Source organism: Gemmatimonas aurantiaca, from assembly GCF_037190085.1.
Classification (GTDB): Bacteria; Gemmatimonadota; Gemmatimonadetes; order Gemmatimonadales; family Gemmatimonadaceae; genus Gemmatimonas; species Gemmatimonas aurantiaca_A.
In genome coordinates this window covers 223438-240154 of the sequence record NZ_JBBCJO010000004.1, presented here as the reverse complement: position 1 = coordinate 240154, position 16717 = coordinate 223438, and the positions used below count along the sequence as shown (strand labels likewise).

The following is a 16717-nucleotide window of genomic DNA, read 5'->3' as shown; positions in this document are numbered from 1 at the left end:
GAAATTCCGGGGCTGCCTGCCGCACTCCCCCTGCTCCCCCTTGAACCCGGAGCCCGGGCTGCCGTTCTCAGGTCTCGCCCAGCCGCAGCCAGCGACGGGCGACAGGCGCCTCGAACGTCTCCAGCAGCGAAAGCAACGCTTCGGGATCGTGATGCTGCTGCAGCCAGTATCGGGGCGTGCCGCGCAGAAATCCTTCCTGCTCCACCTGGTCGAGCAACGCCTGCAGCGGATGCCAGAACGCTTCCACGTCCAGGAGACCGATGGGCTTGCGATGCACGCCGAGCTGCGCCCAGCTCCAGGTCTCGAAAAATTCTTCGAACGTGCCGATGCCGCCGGGAAGCACCAGGAACGCATCGGCCAGTTCGGCCATCATGGCTTTGCGCTCATGCATCGAGTCGACCACCCGCAGCGCGGTGAGGCCGGTGTGCGCGACTTCCCGCTCCACGAGACCATGGGGCATGACACCGATGACCTCGCCACCGGCCTCGAGCGCGGCATCGGCCACCGCGCCCATGAGTCCCGTGCGTCCTCCGCCATACACGATCCCGAGTCCGCGGCGCGCCACGAGTGCACCCACTCGTCGTGCCGCGTCCACATACACGGGCCGCGCACCTTCGTTCGACGCGCAGTAGATGCCGATGCGCCGCAAGGGACGCGGCGGGGTGAACGACGGAGAGGGATCGTTGGTGCTCATCCCCGCAAGCTACGGGGTCGGCTCCGGCGCCGGACAGGTCGGCGGCATCGTGGCCAGGATTCTCAGGCGGCGCGACGCGCCCCACAACACCGGCGCCGTGAGCGCCGGCGCGAGACAGGCCACCAGCAGCAGGGTCCAGCCTCCCGGCCCCAGCCGGTGCGGCACATTCCACACCAACGCTTCCGTCATGGTGAGCATGGCGTCGCCCGACACCGCCAGGGCGAGCCCGGTGGCGAGCTGGGCCGCACGGCGCCGTGCCTCCACGCCACGTCGCGACGACTCCAGACGCAGGCGACGCAGAGCCAGCACCAGCGCCGCGTCGAACACCACCCACGCTGCGTGCACGTGCGGAGATGGAAACCACGGTGACGTGGGCGCGAACGCCAGCAACAGCGTCCACGGAATGAGGAGCCACTCCAGGAGCTGCAGCAATGGCGCGGGCCCGCGGCCGATCGTGCGCACGCCGAATCGCCAGAGCGGACCACCGGCAAACGCCCGCAGACTGTCCCACAGGGCCCGCCATCCGGCTTGCTCCCGGGGCCAGGCCATCAGGATCGGTTCCCACGACGTGGGCCGCAGTTTGCGTTTGAAGGCGGAGAGGCCCATGAAGTTGAACAGCGGGCGCGACAGACGACGTACCGTGGTCAGCCACGGCGCGATCGGTCCGTGCAACGGTGCGAGCCCCAGTGTCGCCCACGGCGCATGTTCGGCGCTCAGATCGCGCATGGCGTGATCGACCAGCAGCTCCGCCGTGCCATTCGGCGCATCCGGATCGCGCAACAGATGCTCCAGCAGCCATCCGCGGCGCGCCGGAACGGGTGCCATCGACAGCAGCCCCGCCAGACGATTGTCACGGATCGCCACGTACGTCCGGCGCCACGGCCAACCCGCCGTCAGATCCACGTCTACCAGAAAGCGCATGGCCGGCATGCTGCGCGTGGCATGCCAGCGTCGGATGAGTGCGTCGAACGCCGCACGCCATTCCGGTTGCATCACACACGCCGCGTCGATCCGGTGACTGACGACGCCCTTGGCCTTCGCACGACGCAACTGCTCGCGCAGCGACCGATGGGTGCGCAGATGCATCGCCCATTCCCGCGGATCCCACACCGGCTGCTCGCCGATCAACCAGCGATCGAGTCGGCGCGATTGCATGAGTCGTCCTTCGGTGGCGAAGAACGTGACGCGGCGGCGTTGCAGGCCGGCGTGTTGCGTGATGTGCTGTGCGGTGTGCCGCGCGATGTCCTGCAGGGTGTACTGCGCGGCGAAGGCCTCCACGACGGGCACCAGCCGCTCCGGTGGGCCCACCGGTTCTCCGGCGGTCACCACCCCGCCGGGCACCTCGGCATAGGCGACGAACGATCCCGGTTCGGGGAACACCACGGTCATATCGCGGCCGAGTGCGCGGAAAGCCGTCGCGGTGCGCCCCTCGGCATGCACGATGGCGAGGACCGTATCGGACGGGCTACCTTCACCCCTCATGTCTTCCCCGCTCGACTTTCCCACGCTGAGCATCGTAGACCACCCGCTGGTGCGTCACAAGCTCACGCTGCTGCGCGACCGCGCCACGCCCACGAAGCAGTTCAAGGAACTCGTGGACGAGATCGCCATGCTGATGGCGTACGAAGCCACCCGGGATCTGGTGCTCGAACCGATACCGGTGGAAACACCGCTCGAGACCACGAATGGCTGGAGTGTGCGCGGGAAGAAACTCACGCTGGTGCCCATTCTGCGTGCCGGACTGGGCATGGTGGAAGGCATTCTGCGCCTGATCCCGTCGGCACGCGTGGGACATATCGGTCTCTACCGCGATCACGACACCCTCGAGCCGGTGGACTATTACTTCAAGGTGCCCGGCGACGTGAGCGAACGGGATTTCCTGCTGCTCGATCCCATGCTCGCCACCGGCGGCAGTGCCTCGGCGGCCGTTTCCTCACTCAAGCGCGCGGGCGCGTCGCGGATCCGGTTTCTCTGTCTCGTGGCCGCACGGGAAGGTGTGGCACGGTTGTCGAAAGATCATCCCGACGTGCCCATTCTGGCCGCCTCGCTCGATCGCCAGCTCAACGAACACGGGTACATCCTGCCCGGTCTGGGTGACGCGGGCGACCGGTTGTTCGGCACGCGGTGAACCTGGTTGAACCCGACGGACTGATCCGGGCGCGTCGAGGAACCACGCGGATCAGCGCCGGTCCGGACCGGTCAGGAAAACCATTCGCGCGGATCGGTCTTCTGCTGGTGCGCGGTCGCCATCACCCAGCTCTGTTCGACGGGATCGGTGATTTCGGTGATCACGCGGTCGAACCATGCGGCGGCCTGTCGTTCGTCGCCGATCCGGCGCCAGAGTTCTCCCACCAGATACGTGATCACGGCCCGCTCGTCCGTCGCGACATTGTCGAACGCAGCGAGGGCATCCATGAAGCGCCAGGCGGCTTTGCGACGGAAGAAGCGCTCGGCCTCGGTGTCCTGCTCGTCCACGCAACACCACGCCGCACGCAGATACAGATCGGCGAGATAACGCGGTTCATACCCCTGCCATTCGGCCACTTTGGCCGCATGTTCGTATTTGAGCGAGCCCGACGGAAACGTCTGATGCAGCACGGGTGCGAGATCATCCCAGACGTATTCGCGCAGCAGATCGCTGAGCACCACCTCGTCGTTGAAATCGCGCGTCACGCCGGCATATCCGCACTGGATGCACAGATGGACGAAATACGGCAACGGTTGCATTCCCGTGGCGCGTTCGTGGAAATCGGTGCGCTTGCCGCCATGTCCATTGGTCGCCACGACCGTTTGCGAGCGGAACGCGCGCGCGCAGACGGGGCAGGTGAGGTCAATGAGATCGAGAGTCGTCATGACGGGAGCGTATTCGGTACGATCTGCGGGTGCGATCTGTGGGTGCGATCGACTGCGCGTTGGCGTGTGTACCGGCGCGGCGGCGACCGGCACGGTTTCCGGTTCGTTGTGGAGTGTCGGCACGATCGGAGGGCAAGTTGAACCGCACCGTGTCCCAAAAGCGCCGTAGAAACCCCGGCCATGCGCGTGGTATCGGACCCGCGCCTTGTTGTGGCATCTTTTGCGGACTATCTTGCCCCGTCTTCTTCACGCGTCTGTTCGGCGAGTGGTACGCGGTATTCCACGATCGCGCCGGCTTCCCGAGTCCGGGTTGTTGATGTTGATCAATCTCGTTCCCGATTTTCTCGCCGTACTCGACGCCGACGATCGTCACGCGGCGTATCTCGCGTATTTCGAGCGCCATCGCACGCTGCTCACGGCGTACTGGGACAACTACGTCCTCGAGCCGTCGGGCCCCCACTTCGACGAAGTGGTGCGGGCCACCATCGCCGCCGACCGCAGCGATCTGCGCACGCTGCTGGCCACCACGGACATCGTGGCGCTGGCCCGCGGCACCGAAGACAAAGTCCGCACGCTGCTCGACATCGACGTGGGCTACGACATCGTGCTCATGGTGGGCGTGGGCGCCGCCAACGCGGGTGAACTGGTCGTGGAAGGCCGCGGCGTGGCCTTCGTGTGTCTCGAGCACTTCACCGGTGTGGCCAACCCCGACACGCAGGGGCTGGGACTCGACCCCGAGCTGATCCCGCTGTGGCTGGCGCACGAAATCGCGCACGTCGTGCGGTACACCTCGCCCACCAGCCGCAGCACGATGCGCGACCTCGTGCACGACGCCGGCGGTTATTACTCGTACTGGGAGACGGGGCGTCAGGCCGCGCTGCGCGAACTGCTCGTGAACGAGGGTCTCGCCGTGCACGTCTCGCGGGCCGTGAGCCCCGGTCATGCGACGTGGGAATACTTCGGCTTTGCCCGCCGGCAGTACGCACGCACGCGTGAAGTCGAACCCGTGCTGCTGCGGGCCGCCAGCCGCGATTTCGATCGGGCCGCGCTCGGACTCCGTCTGCGGTATCTCTCGGGCGGCATGAGCGACGAAGCCCGCACCGTCGATCGGGTGGTGCTCCCCGAACGCGCCGGCTACTTCCTCGGTGCGCGCATGGTCGAACCCGCCATCAACGCGCGCGGATTCTCCTGGTCGGTGCGCGCCAGCGCGGAAGAATTGCTGGCCGCCGCGGAGCCGGTGATGGAGCGACCGCGGCTGACGGTGGTGAGCTGAGTCACAGCTCGTACAGCCGGCGGTTGCACTTCTTCGCCTGGATCATTCGTTGTCATCGACACGCCCTTTTTTCCGCCCGGGTTTCGGTCGGGGGGTGTTGCGTGCATCGGGAGGCGGCAAAGCTGGTCCGGCTGTCCGTTCGCGTGCCAATTCGACGGCGCGATGCAGCTGTGCTTGTAACACCTTCACATCGGGGATATGGGCCAGGTTCCGGGCGCTGAACCCCTGACCGTAGTCCCGCACCAATTTTGCCGACAGTGTCGGCAAAATCTGCTCGCCGTACTCGGCCCTGCCGTCTTTCAGAACTTCCTCGTGCAGACGATGGCCGACATGCCAATACAGCATCGTCAGCGTGGCGTTGGCTGTTTGCGCGACATGGACGACGTTCCTCAAGATGCGCTGCGTCACTTCCCGATACAAAAATCCCGGAACACCCGATCGAGCACATCCTCAGTGTCGATCGTGCCGATGAGTTCACCGAGGGCATCCCGTGCGCTCAGAAGATGCACCGCGGCAACCGGAGCCGGCAACGCCTGCGCGGACCACACCTCGAGAAACGCCGTCACCTCATCGCGGGCGCGTGTGAGTCCATGACGATGCCGCTCACGGGTGATCACCACGTCGCCGGTCGTCGATACCGGCGCCGTATCCTGGATGGCGCGATCGATGGCCGCGAGCAGTTCCGCAAGACCAGCCCCCGTTTCCGCGCTCACGCAGAGCACATCGCGCAGCGCGTCGCGATGACCCACCCATCCGTCGCCTTCCCGCAGATCCCACTTGGTCCGCACGGCCAGCACGGCGCCGGTGGTGCGCGTCCGCACGACATCGAACGTGCGCATCACGTCGTCCGGATGATCGCCACAGGCCAGCACCACGTGGGCTTCGGCCAGATAGCGGTGGCTGACCTCGATGCCGAGCCGTTCGACCGGATCCTCGGTGTCACGCAAGCCCGCGGTATCCACGAGACGGAGCGGCATGGGCCGGCGATCGAGCAGCGCTTCGATCGCATCACGGGTCGTGCCGGGCACCGCGGTGACGATGGCGCGCGATTGCCCCAGCAGTGCATTGAACAGCGACGACTTGCCGGCATTGGGTGGGCCCGCGAGCACCACCAGCGCGCCGTCCCGCACCAGCGCGCCACCTGGCGCCGTGCGCAGCAGCGCATCGAGTGCATCCCGCAGGGATCGGGCCGCATCGGTGACCCGCGATCGCGCGATCGGTCCGTCGTCTTCTTCGGGGAAGTCGATGTCGTAGGCGATCAGCGCTTCCAGATGCACCACGTCCTCGCGCAGTGCGAGCAGCCGCCGCGAGAGTCCACCATCGAGTTGTGCCAGCGCCTGTTCCTGCATGGCCGAGGTGCGTGCATCGATGATGTCGGCGACGGCTTCGGCCTGCAGTAGATCGAGACGTCCATTGAGCACCGCACGGCGCGTGAACTCCCCGGGCAGTGCCGGACGGGCCCCCGCGGCAATGCACGCGGCCTGCACACGACTGGGCGCGATGGTGCCGCCATGTGTCGTGATCTCCACGACCTCTTCGCCGGTATAGGAGCGCGGCGGCGCGAACCAGGTGACGAGCACGTCGTCGAGTGGCTCGTGCGTGTGCGGATCGTGCAGCATCGCGCGCAGGGCATGGCGTGCCTCGGGTTGGCCCGACGCATATGCACCAAGGGCGCGAGCGATGATCACCGCCCGCGCCCCCGAGAGTCGAATCAGCGCCACCGCGCCCCGCCCCGGGGCCGTGGCCAGAGCGACGATCGTATCGTCGTCGCCCGGCAGCAGGGAGGTGAAATGGCTGGTGGAACCGTCCTGCGACATCGTCCTGGTGTCGTCCGTCGTGTGTTCGCGGCGCATCCGCGGTTCGTGCGCGGACTATCCCCGCACGAGCGGCGCCGCTCGGGTCCGCTCACGTGAGATGAGCCACTGCTGCGGCAGCGACGCGAGGTTCTGGATGAAGTAGTACAGGTTCAGACCCGACGCGATGTTGAAGAAGAAGATCAGCATCATCGCCGGCATCAGGTACATCATCATCTTCTGCTGCTCGTTGGCCTTGATGCCCCGCATGCCGATCCACGACAGCACGAGGGCCGTGATCGCCACGAGGATCGGGATGATGTAGTACGGATCCTTCACCGAGATGTCGGGGAACCAGAGGAACGGCACGCCGCGGAACTCGATGGTGTTCTGGAACACGAAGAACAGCGCGAAGAACACCGGCAGCGGGATCAGCATCGGCAGACACCCCGACAGGGAGCTGAAGGGGCTCATGCCGTGCTCCTTGTACACCTGCATCATCGCCGCCTGCAGCTTCTGCGGATCACCCTTGTAGCGCGCCTGAATGGCCTGCAGTTCCGGCTGAATGCGCTGCATGGCCATGGAGCTGCGCATGGCCTTCTGATTGAGCGGCCACAGGATCACGCGCACGGCGATGCCGAAGATCACGAGAATCCAGCCGTACGAGACTCCCAGCGTGGCCTTCATCCAGAGCAGCAGGCGGATGACCATCGTCGCGAACGGTTGCACGAGGCCCTGGATCCAGCCGCCGTAGGGATTCGATGTTTCGAACTCCCGGCCCATGGCCACGAGACGCTTGAACTCCTGGGGCCCCACGTACATCTCGAAGGCGACCGTACCGCTCTTGAGCGAAGCCAGCAGCGTGCCTTCGCTCCGTGTGGCGACCTTGGCCACGCGCGGTCCGCCGGTGAAGTTGGCTTCCGCGAAATTCGCCCCGCCCTTGGGCGCCAGCACACCGAGAATGAAATACTTGTTCTTCGCCACGGCCCACGTGATGGGACCGGGTTCGATGCGCCGCTCCCCCGGATCGAGCGAGCGGAACGTCACGCCTTTGGCGCCGCTCAGTTCGGGCTTGTACGCGTACGCCAGATGATTGTGGTCCTCCGCCGTATCCGCTTCCGAGCTGCGGAAGGCGTGCGGCAGATCGATGAGCAGGAAGCTGTTGTCGGGCACCCCCGACACCGTCGCGGCGACATTCACGCGATAGCTGTCGGGGAGAAACGAATACGTGATCGACACCTGCCGCGCCGCGCCGGCCGCGGCGGCGAGTTCCGTCTCGTACCGCACGGTGCTGACATCGCCGGTCGTGCTTTCGGTCGTGCGGAAGATCTGCTTGTCGAGCGCGATCGTGTCACCGGGCACGACGAGCCGGAAGGTCAGCAACCGGTCACCCGACGATGCCAGTTCCACCGGACCGCCACGGGTGCGGCCCTTGTTGGAGAGGGCCTGATAGCGCGTCATCGTCGCGCCGACGAGCGACGCGCCGCGATTGCTCGTGCGATAGTCGGCCAGGGCCGTCTTCACGACGGTGGTATCCACCGCCACGGCTGCCGGCGCGAGCGAATCACCGGCCACCCCCCCGGTGCTCCCCGCTGTGGCGCCCGTCGCCGGATTCGTGGCAGCGCCGGCGCCGAGACGCGCCGCAGCGGCTGCCGCCGTGGTGTCCCGCAGCGAATCACGAAGGGTATCGGCGGCAACAGGCGTGCTTCCCGGCTGCGGTTTCGGCGTGGGGAAGAGGTACGGCGTCAGAATCAGGACCGCGGCCATCAAAACGACGGCGAGAGCGATGCGGCGTGGTTCCATGAGAGGGATGAGGGTGGCGCCTGGCGGCGCTTGGGCTGCGGGCTCCGGATCCGGCGCTCAGGGCACCGGATCGAAGCCTCCGGGGCGGAACGGGTGACAGCGGGCAATACGACGCAGCGCCAGCCATCCGCCGCGGAGTGCGCCGTGTTTTTCCAGCGCCTCGATGGCGTAGGCGGAGCACGAAGGATAATACCGGCACGCCCCTCCGAAGATGGGCGAGAGCGTGACCTGATATCCGCGGACAAAAAGGATCAGGAGCTGTCTCATGGCGCGATGTGGAGACGCGCGAGCCGCGCGGCGAGCTGCTGCACCTCGTCGCGCAACGCCTCGAACGACCGGTGATACGCCGAGGGCCCCACGCGGAGCACGGCATCACAGGGAGGCGTGGTGGGCAACACATGCAATCGTACGAGTTCGCGCAGCCGCCGTTTCAGGCGATTGCGCGCGACAGCGGAATGCTTGTAACGCGGCACGACGAACCCCACGCGTGGAAACGCAAGAAGGGAAGCGGTGGTACGCGCCTCGATGGACGCGCTGCGCACTCGCTTCCCTTCCAGTCGGACCCGTTCGAGTTCAGCCCCGCGCGTCAGACGCTGCGCGCGCGGGAACGCTCGGGACTCAGGCGCCCGCGTACTTCGACGGGAGCTTAACGGTGAGCTGCTTGCGCCCCTTCTTGCGGCGACGGCTCAGCACTTCGCGACCCCACTTCGTCTCCATGCGCGCACGGAAGCCGTGCTTGCGGATACGACGCGTGTTGCGCGGACGATAGGTGGGCTTGCCCATGACGAACTCTGACGAAAACGATTGACGTAGACCGACGCAAACCGACGTGGTGACGGAAACAGCCTCCCAACTTACCCGCGCCAACCCCATCCGGTCAAGGGCTTGGCCCCACGTACTGACCTGCCAACGGACCGGCCAACTGCATTTCCGACAACGAGTTGGCAGTTGGTCTCTCCACTTGCTTGCGAACACGTATCGGGCGGGCGCCCACACGATTAGACATCTCCGGCAATGATCGCCACTGATTGACTTATCCACACCGGAGCGGATACCTTCGCCGCCCCTCTCCCGCGTCTCCTTCTCCCTGCCATGTCGCTTTCGCCTGCTGAAATCTGGGATCGCGTGCGCCACCAGGCGCGCCAGTCCCTCCCCGAGCAGACGTACCGCACCTGGCTCGAACGCACCGAAGCCATCGCGTTCGAGAACGATACGCTGATCGTGGGTGCGCCCGACCTCTTCGCCGCCGACTGGATCGAACGCAACCACGGCGATCTGCTCGTCAGCCTGTCGCCGGTGGCCCTCGGCCACCCCATCAAGCTGCGCTTCAAGGTCAACGAGGAACGGCTCGCCCGAGCGCAGATGGATATGTTCGTGGCGCCGCCACCGGCTCCGATCATCGCGCCACAAAGCGCGCAGCAGCCACGCATATCAACGCCACTCAACCAACGGTACACGTTCGATCAATTCGTCATCGGCAAGTCCAACGATGTCGCCGCCGCCGCCGCCCAGGCCGCGGCCCAGGCTCCCGGCAAGGTCTACAACCCGCTCTTCATCTACGGCGAAACCGGACTGGGCAAGACCCACCTCATGCAGGGCATCGCCCACGAGCTGCTCCGGCGCACCCCCACCCTCCGCCTCGCTTACGTCGGCACCGAGCAGTTCACCAACGAGTTCATCGGCGCCATCCAGGCCGGCGCCATGGGCGATTTCCGACGCCGCTTCCGTGAAATCGACCTCCTCCTGGTCGACGACGTGCAGTTCCTGAAGGGAAAGGAATCCACACAGGAAGAATTCTTCCATACCTTCAACGCCATCTACGAAGGCGGTCGGCAGATCGTCCTGACTTCCGATCGGCCCCCCAAGGAGATCCCGGGACTCGAATCCCGCCTCGTCTCCCGTTTCGAATGGGGGATGGTCGCCAACATCGACTCCCCCGACCTCGAACACCGCATCGCCATTCTCAAGAAGAAGGCGAGCCTCGATCACCTCGAACTCACCATTCCGGACGAGGTCATCGAGTTCATTGCCCAGCACGTGAAGTCCTCCGTGCGGGAGCTCGAGGGGTCCATCATCAAGCTGCTGGCCTACGCGTCGCTCAAGCACCGCGACATCTCCGTCGATCTCGCCCGCGAAGCCCTGCGCGACAAGCTGCGCGACGCCGCCAATTCCGATTTCCCCGATGTCCCGCCCACCACCATCACGGTGGCCACCATTCAGCAGGTGGTGGCCCGGGAATGGGGCGTCACACCCGACGGGCTGCGCTCCAAGACACGCACCAAGCAGCTCACCGTCCCGCGCCAGGTGGCCATGTACCTCTGCCGCGAACTGCTCGCCCTGCAGTTGGTCGAAATCGGCAATGCGTTCGGGGGCCGCGACCATTCCACCGTCATTCACTCCCTGGATCGGGTGGCCGAGGACATGAACGCCGAGCCGACATTCACGGAGCGCGTGCTGAAGATGCGGAGCATGTTGGAAACTCTGCGGACAACCGGACAATTCGGCGTCTGAGTCCCCAGCCGTCCACAGTTCCCCACAATTCCGGGGTCGCCCATTGTGTGTCAGCGGGGAGTACGCCACGATTCCCACGGCCAGTTCACATCATCAGACATGGCGCAAATGTCCTCCAACACGTAGTTTGCGGCGTTTGTACACAAGCCCACATCCCCTGCTGCTACTACGGTTTTTATATCTAAGACTGATATAACAGCAGCCTGTCCACACGAACGGAAACCCGAACGGGCATGAAGTTCACGATCTCGCGTGAGAAGCTGCAGGAAGGCCTCCAGGCCGTGACCGCTGCCGTACCGGCCAAGACCACACTGCCGGTGCTGGCCAACCTGCTCGTCGAAACCACCGACCGTGGCATCCGCTTCTCTGCGACCGACCTCGATATCGCGGTCAGCACCGAAGTCAGCGCCGATGTCGAAACGCCGGGCGCGATCACCATTCCGGCCAAGAAGCTTGGCGAGATCGCCCGCGAACTGCCGCCGTCCCCGGTGAAGATCTCGGCCTCGGGCGAGCAGCGGGTCACGCTGGAATGCGGGCGCTCCAGGTTCAAACTCCTCGGATTGCCGCGCGACGAATTCCCCACGTTTCCGAGCGTGCGCTTCAACGATTCGTGGCGCGTCAAGTCGGGCGAACTGCAGAAGCTCATTTCGCATACGGCGTTTGCCGTCAGCACCGAGGAGTCGCGCCCCATTCTCAACGGCGTGCTCTGGGAGCTGCGGGAAGAGCGGATGCGCATGGTGGCCACCAACGGGCATCGTCTGGCCAAGATGGAGCTGCCGGTCGAAGCCAGCAGCGCGCCGCCGGGCGATCTGATCGTGCCGCCCAAGGCCCTCGAGCAGATCCGCCGCCTGTTTCCGGCCGAGGAAGAGCTGGAGATCGCGCGTGGCGACAATCACCTCGGGTTCCGCTCGCCGTTCACCTCGGTGTTCACGCGTCTCGTGGAAGGGCCGTATCCCAACTACGAGCAGGTGATTCCCAAGGACAACGATCGGTACTGTCTGGCCGACAAGGCCTCACTCACGAGCGCGCTCAAGCGCATGAGCGTGATCGCGTCCGATCAGACGCATCGCATCAAGATGTCCTTCAACACCGGGATGCTGAAGTTCAGCGTGACCACGCCCGATCTCGGCGAAGCATCCGACGAATTGCCGGTCAACTACACTGGCGATCAGCTCGATATCGGCTTCAACGCCACCTATCTGCTCGAGATTCTGCGCTACATGCCCACCGAGCAGGTGCGGCTCACGTTCAAGGCGCCGGAACGCGCGGCCACCATCGAACCCGAAGGATGGGACGACCAGGCCAAATATCTCTGTCTCGTGATGCCGCTGCGCCTGATGGATTGAAGCAGCACTGAAGACAGGCGCTTTGGACAGGCCGAGGATGAACGCATGAACGGGTCGCTATCTGGCGACCCGTTCGGCTTTCAGTTCCATCTGTTGCACGACGTGCTGCGTGCGCGGGATTCCCGAAGGAGTTCGCTCGGTGACCTGCAACGTGAGCGTGCTGGTGCCGTCGATGGTCTCCAGGACCCCGCTGACGGGATGCACACGCAGGCGCTGCGTTCCGCTGGATGTCCCCGTGAGTTCGAATCCGCGGAATGCGCTGCCGCCTTTTCCATCGAGGGTCGCGGTGATCGTGCGATTGATGAGCAACCGGTCCTGATCGAGTCGCTCCACGACGCTCTGCGTCACGGTGTGGATCGTGATCGGCACACCGGTGCGACACACCAGCGAGACCGTGCTGTCGCGCCAGCGATCCCCGACAGCCAGTCCATCGGGAATGCGCACCAGCACGTCCTTCGCCAGCGCGACCGCACTCAGCTCCGGCCGATCGCACTCGTTGGGCAGCAAGGGTCTCGTCACCACCCGATGTGACACGCTGTCCACGACGGCATCGAGCAACAACAGTCCCGGGGGGCGGTTGTTGTTCGCCGGGCTGGCCATGGCGCTGTTCGTGGGAGTGTTCGTGGAGCGATTCGTCGGGTCGTTCGTCAGGTTTCCCACCGAATCGAGCGTCGAGCGCACCGTGAAAGAATCGACCTGGCCGGTGCCGCGCAGTGCACCATTGCCAGCCCGTTCGAGCGTCCAGGAAACCAGAGCGCGGGAATCGATGTTCGATGTCGAACGGGTATCCCCGCGGGCATCACCGCGCGTATCCCCCCGCGTCTCCGCCGATGCACTGATGCGCGCGCGCGTCGTGACTTGCCAGGTGGTTCTGGCCATACGCGCGGGAAGCATCACGCGGGTGGGTGCACGAACCGGCTCCACGACCACCGGTGCCGGTTCCGGCGCGGGCGCCGGTGTCACCACGGGCCCGCCTCCACATGCCCCCAGCATGACAACGAGCGTGGCCCCGACCAGCACGAGGCCGGTCGGTCCGACACGATGCCGCGACGACATCAACGATTCCACGATCCCATCGACGATGATCCCAGCAACAGAGAAGAGATGCGGATGCCACCGGTCTGTAAGCCGGGTTCTGTCGGTACACCGAAGTATACCGGATGGTCATTCCTCTCGACGTGCCGTCACCGACACGTTCCAGCAGCCTACCCGCGGCTCGATGCCCGAAGGCATCCTGTCGAGACGGGCCGTCTCTCACCGCCTATTTGGCCTTGCTCCGACCGGGGTTTGCCGTGCCACGTTCGTTGCCGAACGCGCGGTGGGCTCTTACTCCACCCTTTCACCCTTACCGCCTTCTCGCGAAGACGGCGGTTTGCTTTCTGTTGCACTGTCCGTCACTCGCCGCTCACGCAACGAGCGCCCAGGCGTTACCTGGCGATCTGCCCTGTGGAGCCCGGACTTTCCTCGGAACACGGGCGTAGCCTCGAGGGCCCGTTCCCCTGTTTCGCGACCATCCGACCGGTGACATCCGCGCTCTCAATATAGCTCGGTTCGTCATCGACCACGTATACATGGGCCCAATGCAACATCGCGTCGACATACACGCAGATCGACGCAATTCACCGCAATTCACTGACGTGAAGCTGACGAGGGGTTCTACCGTCGCTGCATGCCGCACCCACCACACTCGGCGTGCCTTCCAGACATCGAGGGTCCCATGAGCAGCCTCGGCGGTTCCTCACCAAGAGCCATCCTGACATTTCTGACACCAGCGGAACGATCACGGGTCGATGCGGCGGGACAGGGATGTTATACCACCATGCATCACGAGGATCTCGAACAGGTGCTCGTCGATCTTCGATCCCGGCCAGCGTCGGCCATCATCGTCTCCGTGGCGCGTTATCAGCAACAGCATGCGCCACACATGGCCCGCCTGGTCAGGGAGTTTCCCCGCGTGCCCGCCGTCGCCCTGCTCACCGCCAACGAAGCCCGCACGACACAGGCGCTGCTCTCCCTCGGGCACAATGGCGTACGCAAACTCGTCGATGCCCGCGATCCGGCGGGATGGCGCGATCTCCGACAGTTCGTGGCCCGCGAGAATCCCGACAGCATCGAAGCCATCGCCATTCAACGCATCCGGAACGATCTCGCCAATGCCCGGCCATCGTGTCTCGCGTTCTTCGAAGCACTCTTCACCGTGCCCGCCTCGCTCACCACGGTCCGGCAATTCGCACACCTGCTCGGCGTCACGCCCACCACGTTCATGAGCCGGTTCTTTCGGTTCGGTCTTCCGGCGCCCAAGAAATATCTCGCCTTCGCCCGGTTGATCCGCGCCGCACGCCTGCTCGAGAATCCGGGTTATTCGGTGACCCAGGTGGCGCTGCTCCTCGAATACTCGTCGCCACAGAGTTTCTCGCGGCACCTGCAAAACATGCTGCAATGCGGCACGGCCGAATTCCGGCAACGCTACACCGGCGAGTCCATGCTCGATGAGTTCTATGTGCGCCTGGTGATGCCTTACCGCTCGGTGCTGCCGATGTTCGAACCCATCGACACCCTACCCGCATGGCTCATCCGCACGCAGAAGACGGCGGTGCCACCGCCACAGGCGGCGCTTTCCCAGGCGGGATGACATGAGGCTGGATGCATGAGGCCGAACGTCCGGCGCCGCCGTCGGGGTATGTCCCGCCGGTGTCCGTCCAGGCGATGTCCGCTCAAGCGGTGTCCACTCAGGCGATGTACACCTAGGCGGCGTGTCGTCTGGCCAGGGCACGCAAACGTGCCGTCGCATCCGCCAGCTGCTGCGCACTCCGCGAAAGCGCGTCGTTGCCGACCCGCTGCGCGGCGGCCGCGTCCACGGCGGAGCGCGCGCTGCTGGCCGCCCGTTGTGCGGAACCGTCCAGCGACTCGAACGCCGCCGCCGCGCCGGCGCTCAGGCCAGCCTGGGTCTGCGCCAGTCCCGACACCTCGTCGCTCTGACGGGCGATGCGGCCGATACCGTCCACCATCGACGCCAGCGCCCGCGTGGCCTCGCGGGCGATCGTTCCGGCGCCTTCCACCTCCAGCGCGGTGGTGTCCATCGCCATTACCGCCACGGCGATCTCGCTCCGCACCCGCTGCACGGTGTTGGCCACCCGCTTGGCGGCCTGCGCGCTTTCCACGGCCAAGGCCCGGATCTCATCGGCCACCACCGCAAACCCCAACCCGTCCTCACCGGCGCGCGAAGCCTCGATGGCGGCGTTGAGCGCCAGGAGATTGGTCTGTCGCGCAATCCGCGACACCGTTTCCACGAAGTCCCCCACCTGCTCCGATGCCGGCGCCAGAGCCCGCACCTGACGCGCCGCGTCGCCAACTTCGCGTCCCACGGTCAGCAACGCCTGGGCCGCCCGCTCGATCGCCTCGCGACTGGTGATCGCCGCGTCGTCCAGCGCGTGGGCATCGCTGGCCGTGGCTTCCGCGGTACGCCGGGTGGCTTCGGCAGTCTGTCGCGCATCCTGACCGGTGCGCACCCCCGAGGCCGCCCGCTCCCGCTGCTTGCGGAGCTCGTCGCTCAGCTCCTCGGAGCCCATGGCCACCTCCTGCGACCGACGGTGCAGGGCCTCGGACGTGGTCGATACCTCGGCGACGATGGCCGCCAGTTCTTCCGCTTCCCGTCGGACCGTCTCGATGAGCAAGGCGAGCTCGTCGAGCATGCGGTTGAAGCTGTGTTCGAGAAAACCGAGTTCGTCGGCATGCCGGGCATCGGCCCGCACGTTCAGGTCGCCCCGCTCCACCTGCGCCATGCGCTCCCGCGTCCGCCGGATACGCCGGATGATGCGCGACGGCATCGGAATGATCTGCTGGGCGACCACCAGCAGCAGCACCGCCGCCAGGATGACCTGCGGCCATGGGGCCGCGTCCTCGGGCCGCGCATGGGCAAAGCCCGCACTCGCCGCCAGAAACCCCAGCACCGCCGCTCCGGTGGCCACATACCCCACCCGCGGCCCGCGATCGAAGGAATACGGCACGATCGCAAGCACATAGGCCAACACGAAGACCGGCTGTCCAAACATGTAGACGATCGCACTCACGAGCAGCGTATCGAACACTGCAAAAACATATTTGAGCCACCATCGATACAATCGAAGCGATCTTCCGGCTGACGCACAGATCCAGTTCAGCACGATCGCCCCGCAGAACATGCCCAGCACCGTGGTCAGCGACTCCTGCGCCAGTCCCAGTCGCAGGCCCGTGAGCAGGACGCCCGCCACGACGATGATGCTCCAGAAGCGACGGCGGGCGGCCACGGCGAAGGTGGCCATGTCCTTGGCGCGTTCTTCCTCGTGCAGCGTGAGCCGCTGGGAGTCCTGGGGATCAGAGGGGACATGCGGATGCATATCCCCTCTGACGCGCGAGGAACCGCGTGGGTCTCGGAGCCGCGTGGGGTTGGACGAGTGGCTCGTCC

General features: G+C 65.6%; 14 protein-coding genes, 1 other RNA gene and 2 pseudogenes. 5 read left to right on the top strand and 12 right to left on the bottom strand.

Annotated elements, in window-relative coordinates; all coding sequences use genetic code 11:
• Positions 1 to 67: 67 nt before the first annotated feature.
• Complete coding sequence (locus WG208_RS05215; protein ID WP_337170277.1) at positions 68 to 694, bottom strand: TIGR00730 family Rossman fold protein; 627 nt, start codon at positions 692 to 694, stop codon at positions 68 to 70.
• Positions 695 to 703: 9 nt separating this feature from the next.
• Positions 704 to 2176, bottom strand: a complete 1473-nt coding sequence (locus WG208_RS05210; protein ID WP_337170276.1) for a DUF2156 domain-containing protein — start codon at positions 2174 to 2176, stop codon at positions 704 to 706.
• Here WG208_RS05210 and upp point away from each other — a divergent pair.
• Positions 2175 to 2822, top strand: coding sequence for a uracil phosphoribosyltransferase (gene upp, locus WG208_RS05205; protein WP_337170275.1), 648 nt, complete (start codon positions 2175 to 2177; stop codon positions 2820 to 2822). The genes WG208_RS05210 and upp overlap by 2 nt on opposite strands.
• A gap of 71 nt (positions 2823 to 2893) precedes the next feature.
• Here upp and WG208_RS05200 read toward each other — a convergent pair whose 3' ends face one another.
• A complete protein-coding gene (locus WG208_RS05200) occupies positions 2894 to 3547 on the bottom strand; it encodes a DUF2225 domain-containing protein (protein ID WP_337170274.1) in 654 nt (217 codons plus the stop codon).
• 316 nt (positions 3548 to 3863) lie between these two features.
• Between WG208_RS05200 and WG208_RS05195 the strand changes: the two genes are divergently transcribed.
• Entirely contained in the window at positions 3864 to 4820 is a 957-nt protein-coding gene (locus WG208_RS05195) for a hypothetical protein (protein ID WP_337170273.1), read from the top strand.
• Between the two features lie 42 nt (positions 4821 to 4862).
• On the opposite strand, the gene WG208_RS05190 is transcribed toward WG208_RS05195, so the two are convergent.
• The 6 genes and pseudogenes from WG208_RS05190 to rpmH form a co-directional block, all read right to left on the bottom strand.
• Complete coding sequence (locus WG208_RS05190) at positions 4863 to 5228, bottom strand: DUF1016 N-terminal domain-containing protein (RefSeq protein ID WP_337170272.1); 366 nt, start codon at positions 5226 to 5228, stop codon at positions 4863 to 4865.
• A complete protein-coding gene (mnmE, locus tag WG208_RS05185; RefSeq protein ID WP_337170271.1) occupies positions 5225 to 6673 on the bottom strand; it encodes a tRNA uridine-5-carboxymethylaminomethyl(34) synthesis GTPase MnmE in 1449 nt (482 codons plus the stop codon). Before mnmE ends, WG208_RS05190 begins: the two co-directional genes overlap by 4 nt.
• Before the next feature lie 18 nt (positions 6674 to 6691).
• A complete protein-coding gene (gene yidC, locus WG208_RS05180) occupies positions 6692 to 8416 on the bottom strand; it encodes a membrane protein insertase YidC (RefSeq protein WP_337170270.1) in 1725 nt (574 codons plus the stop codon).
• Between the two features lie 60 nt (positions 8417 to 8476).
• Positions 8477 to 8683, bottom strand: a pseudogene (gene yidD, locus WG208_RS05175) (membrane protein insertion efficiency factor YidD); the annotation flags it as partial.
• A pseudogene (gene rnpA / locus WG208_RS05170) lies at positions 8680 to 9012 on the bottom strand (ribonuclease P protein component); the annotation flags it as partial. The pseudogenes yidD and rnpA, both read right to left, overlap by 4 nt.
• A gap of 22 nt (positions 9013 to 9034) precedes the next feature.
• Positions 9035 to 9199: a 50S ribosomal protein L34 gene (gene rpmH, locus WG208_RS05165; protein ID WP_337170268.1), complete on the bottom strand. Its 165-nt coding sequence runs from the start codon at positions 9197 to 9199 to the stop codon at positions 9035 to 9037.
• Positions 9200 to 9508: 309 nt separating this feature from the next.
• On the opposite strand from rpmH, the gene dnaA reads away from it, so the two are divergent.
• Both dnaA and dnaN read left to right on the top strand, forming a co-directional pair.
• Positions 9509 to 10927, top strand: coding sequence for a chromosomal replication initiator protein DnaA (gene dnaA, locus WG208_RS05160; RefSeq protein ID WP_337170267.1), 1419 nt, complete (start codon positions 9509 to 9511; stop codon positions 10925 to 10927).
• 233 nt (positions 10928 to 11160) lie between these two features.
• The gene (gene dnaN, locus WG208_RS05155) at positions 11161 to 12273 is read left to right on the top strand and encodes a DNA polymerase III subunit beta (protein ID WP_337170266.1); all 1113 of its coding nucleotides are present in this window, start codon (positions 11161 to 11163) and stop codon (positions 12271 to 12273) included.
• 57 nt (positions 12274 to 12330) lie between these two features.
• Here dnaN and WG208_RS05150 read toward each other — a convergent pair whose 3' ends face one another.
• Together WG208_RS05150 and rnpB are read right to left on the bottom strand one after the other, a co-directional pair.
• Positions 12331 to 13341 (bottom strand): hypothetical protein, encoded by a 1011-nt coding sequence (locus tag WG208_RS05150; protein ID WP_337170265.1) that lies wholly within the window; start codon positions 13339 to 13341, stop codon positions 12331 to 12333.
• 40 nt (positions 13342 to 13381) lie between these two features.
• Positions 13382 to 13799: RNase P RNA component class A (gene rnpB, locus WG208_RS05145), an RNA gene on the bottom strand.
• A 191-nt stretch (positions 13800 to 13990) separates the two neighbouring features.
• On the opposite strand from rnpB, the gene WG208_RS05140 reads away from it, so the two are divergent.
• Positions 13991 to 14905 carry a helix-turn-helix domain-containing protein gene (locus tag WG208_RS05140; RefSeq protein ID WP_337170264.1) on the top strand — a complete coding sequence of 305 codons (915 nt, stop codon included), beginning with the start codon at positions 13991 to 13993 and terminating at the stop codon, positions 14903 to 14905.
• Between the two features lie 112 nt (positions 14906 to 15017).
• Here WG208_RS05140 and WG208_RS05135 read toward each other — a convergent pair whose 3' ends face one another.
• On the bottom strand, positions 15018 to 16649 hold the full coding sequence (locus tag WG208_RS05135; RefSeq protein ID WP_337170263.1) for a methyl-accepting chemotaxis protein: 1632 nt from the start codon (positions 16647 to 16649) through the stop codon (positions 15018 to 15020).
• Positions 16650 to 16717: the final 68 nt, after the last annotated feature.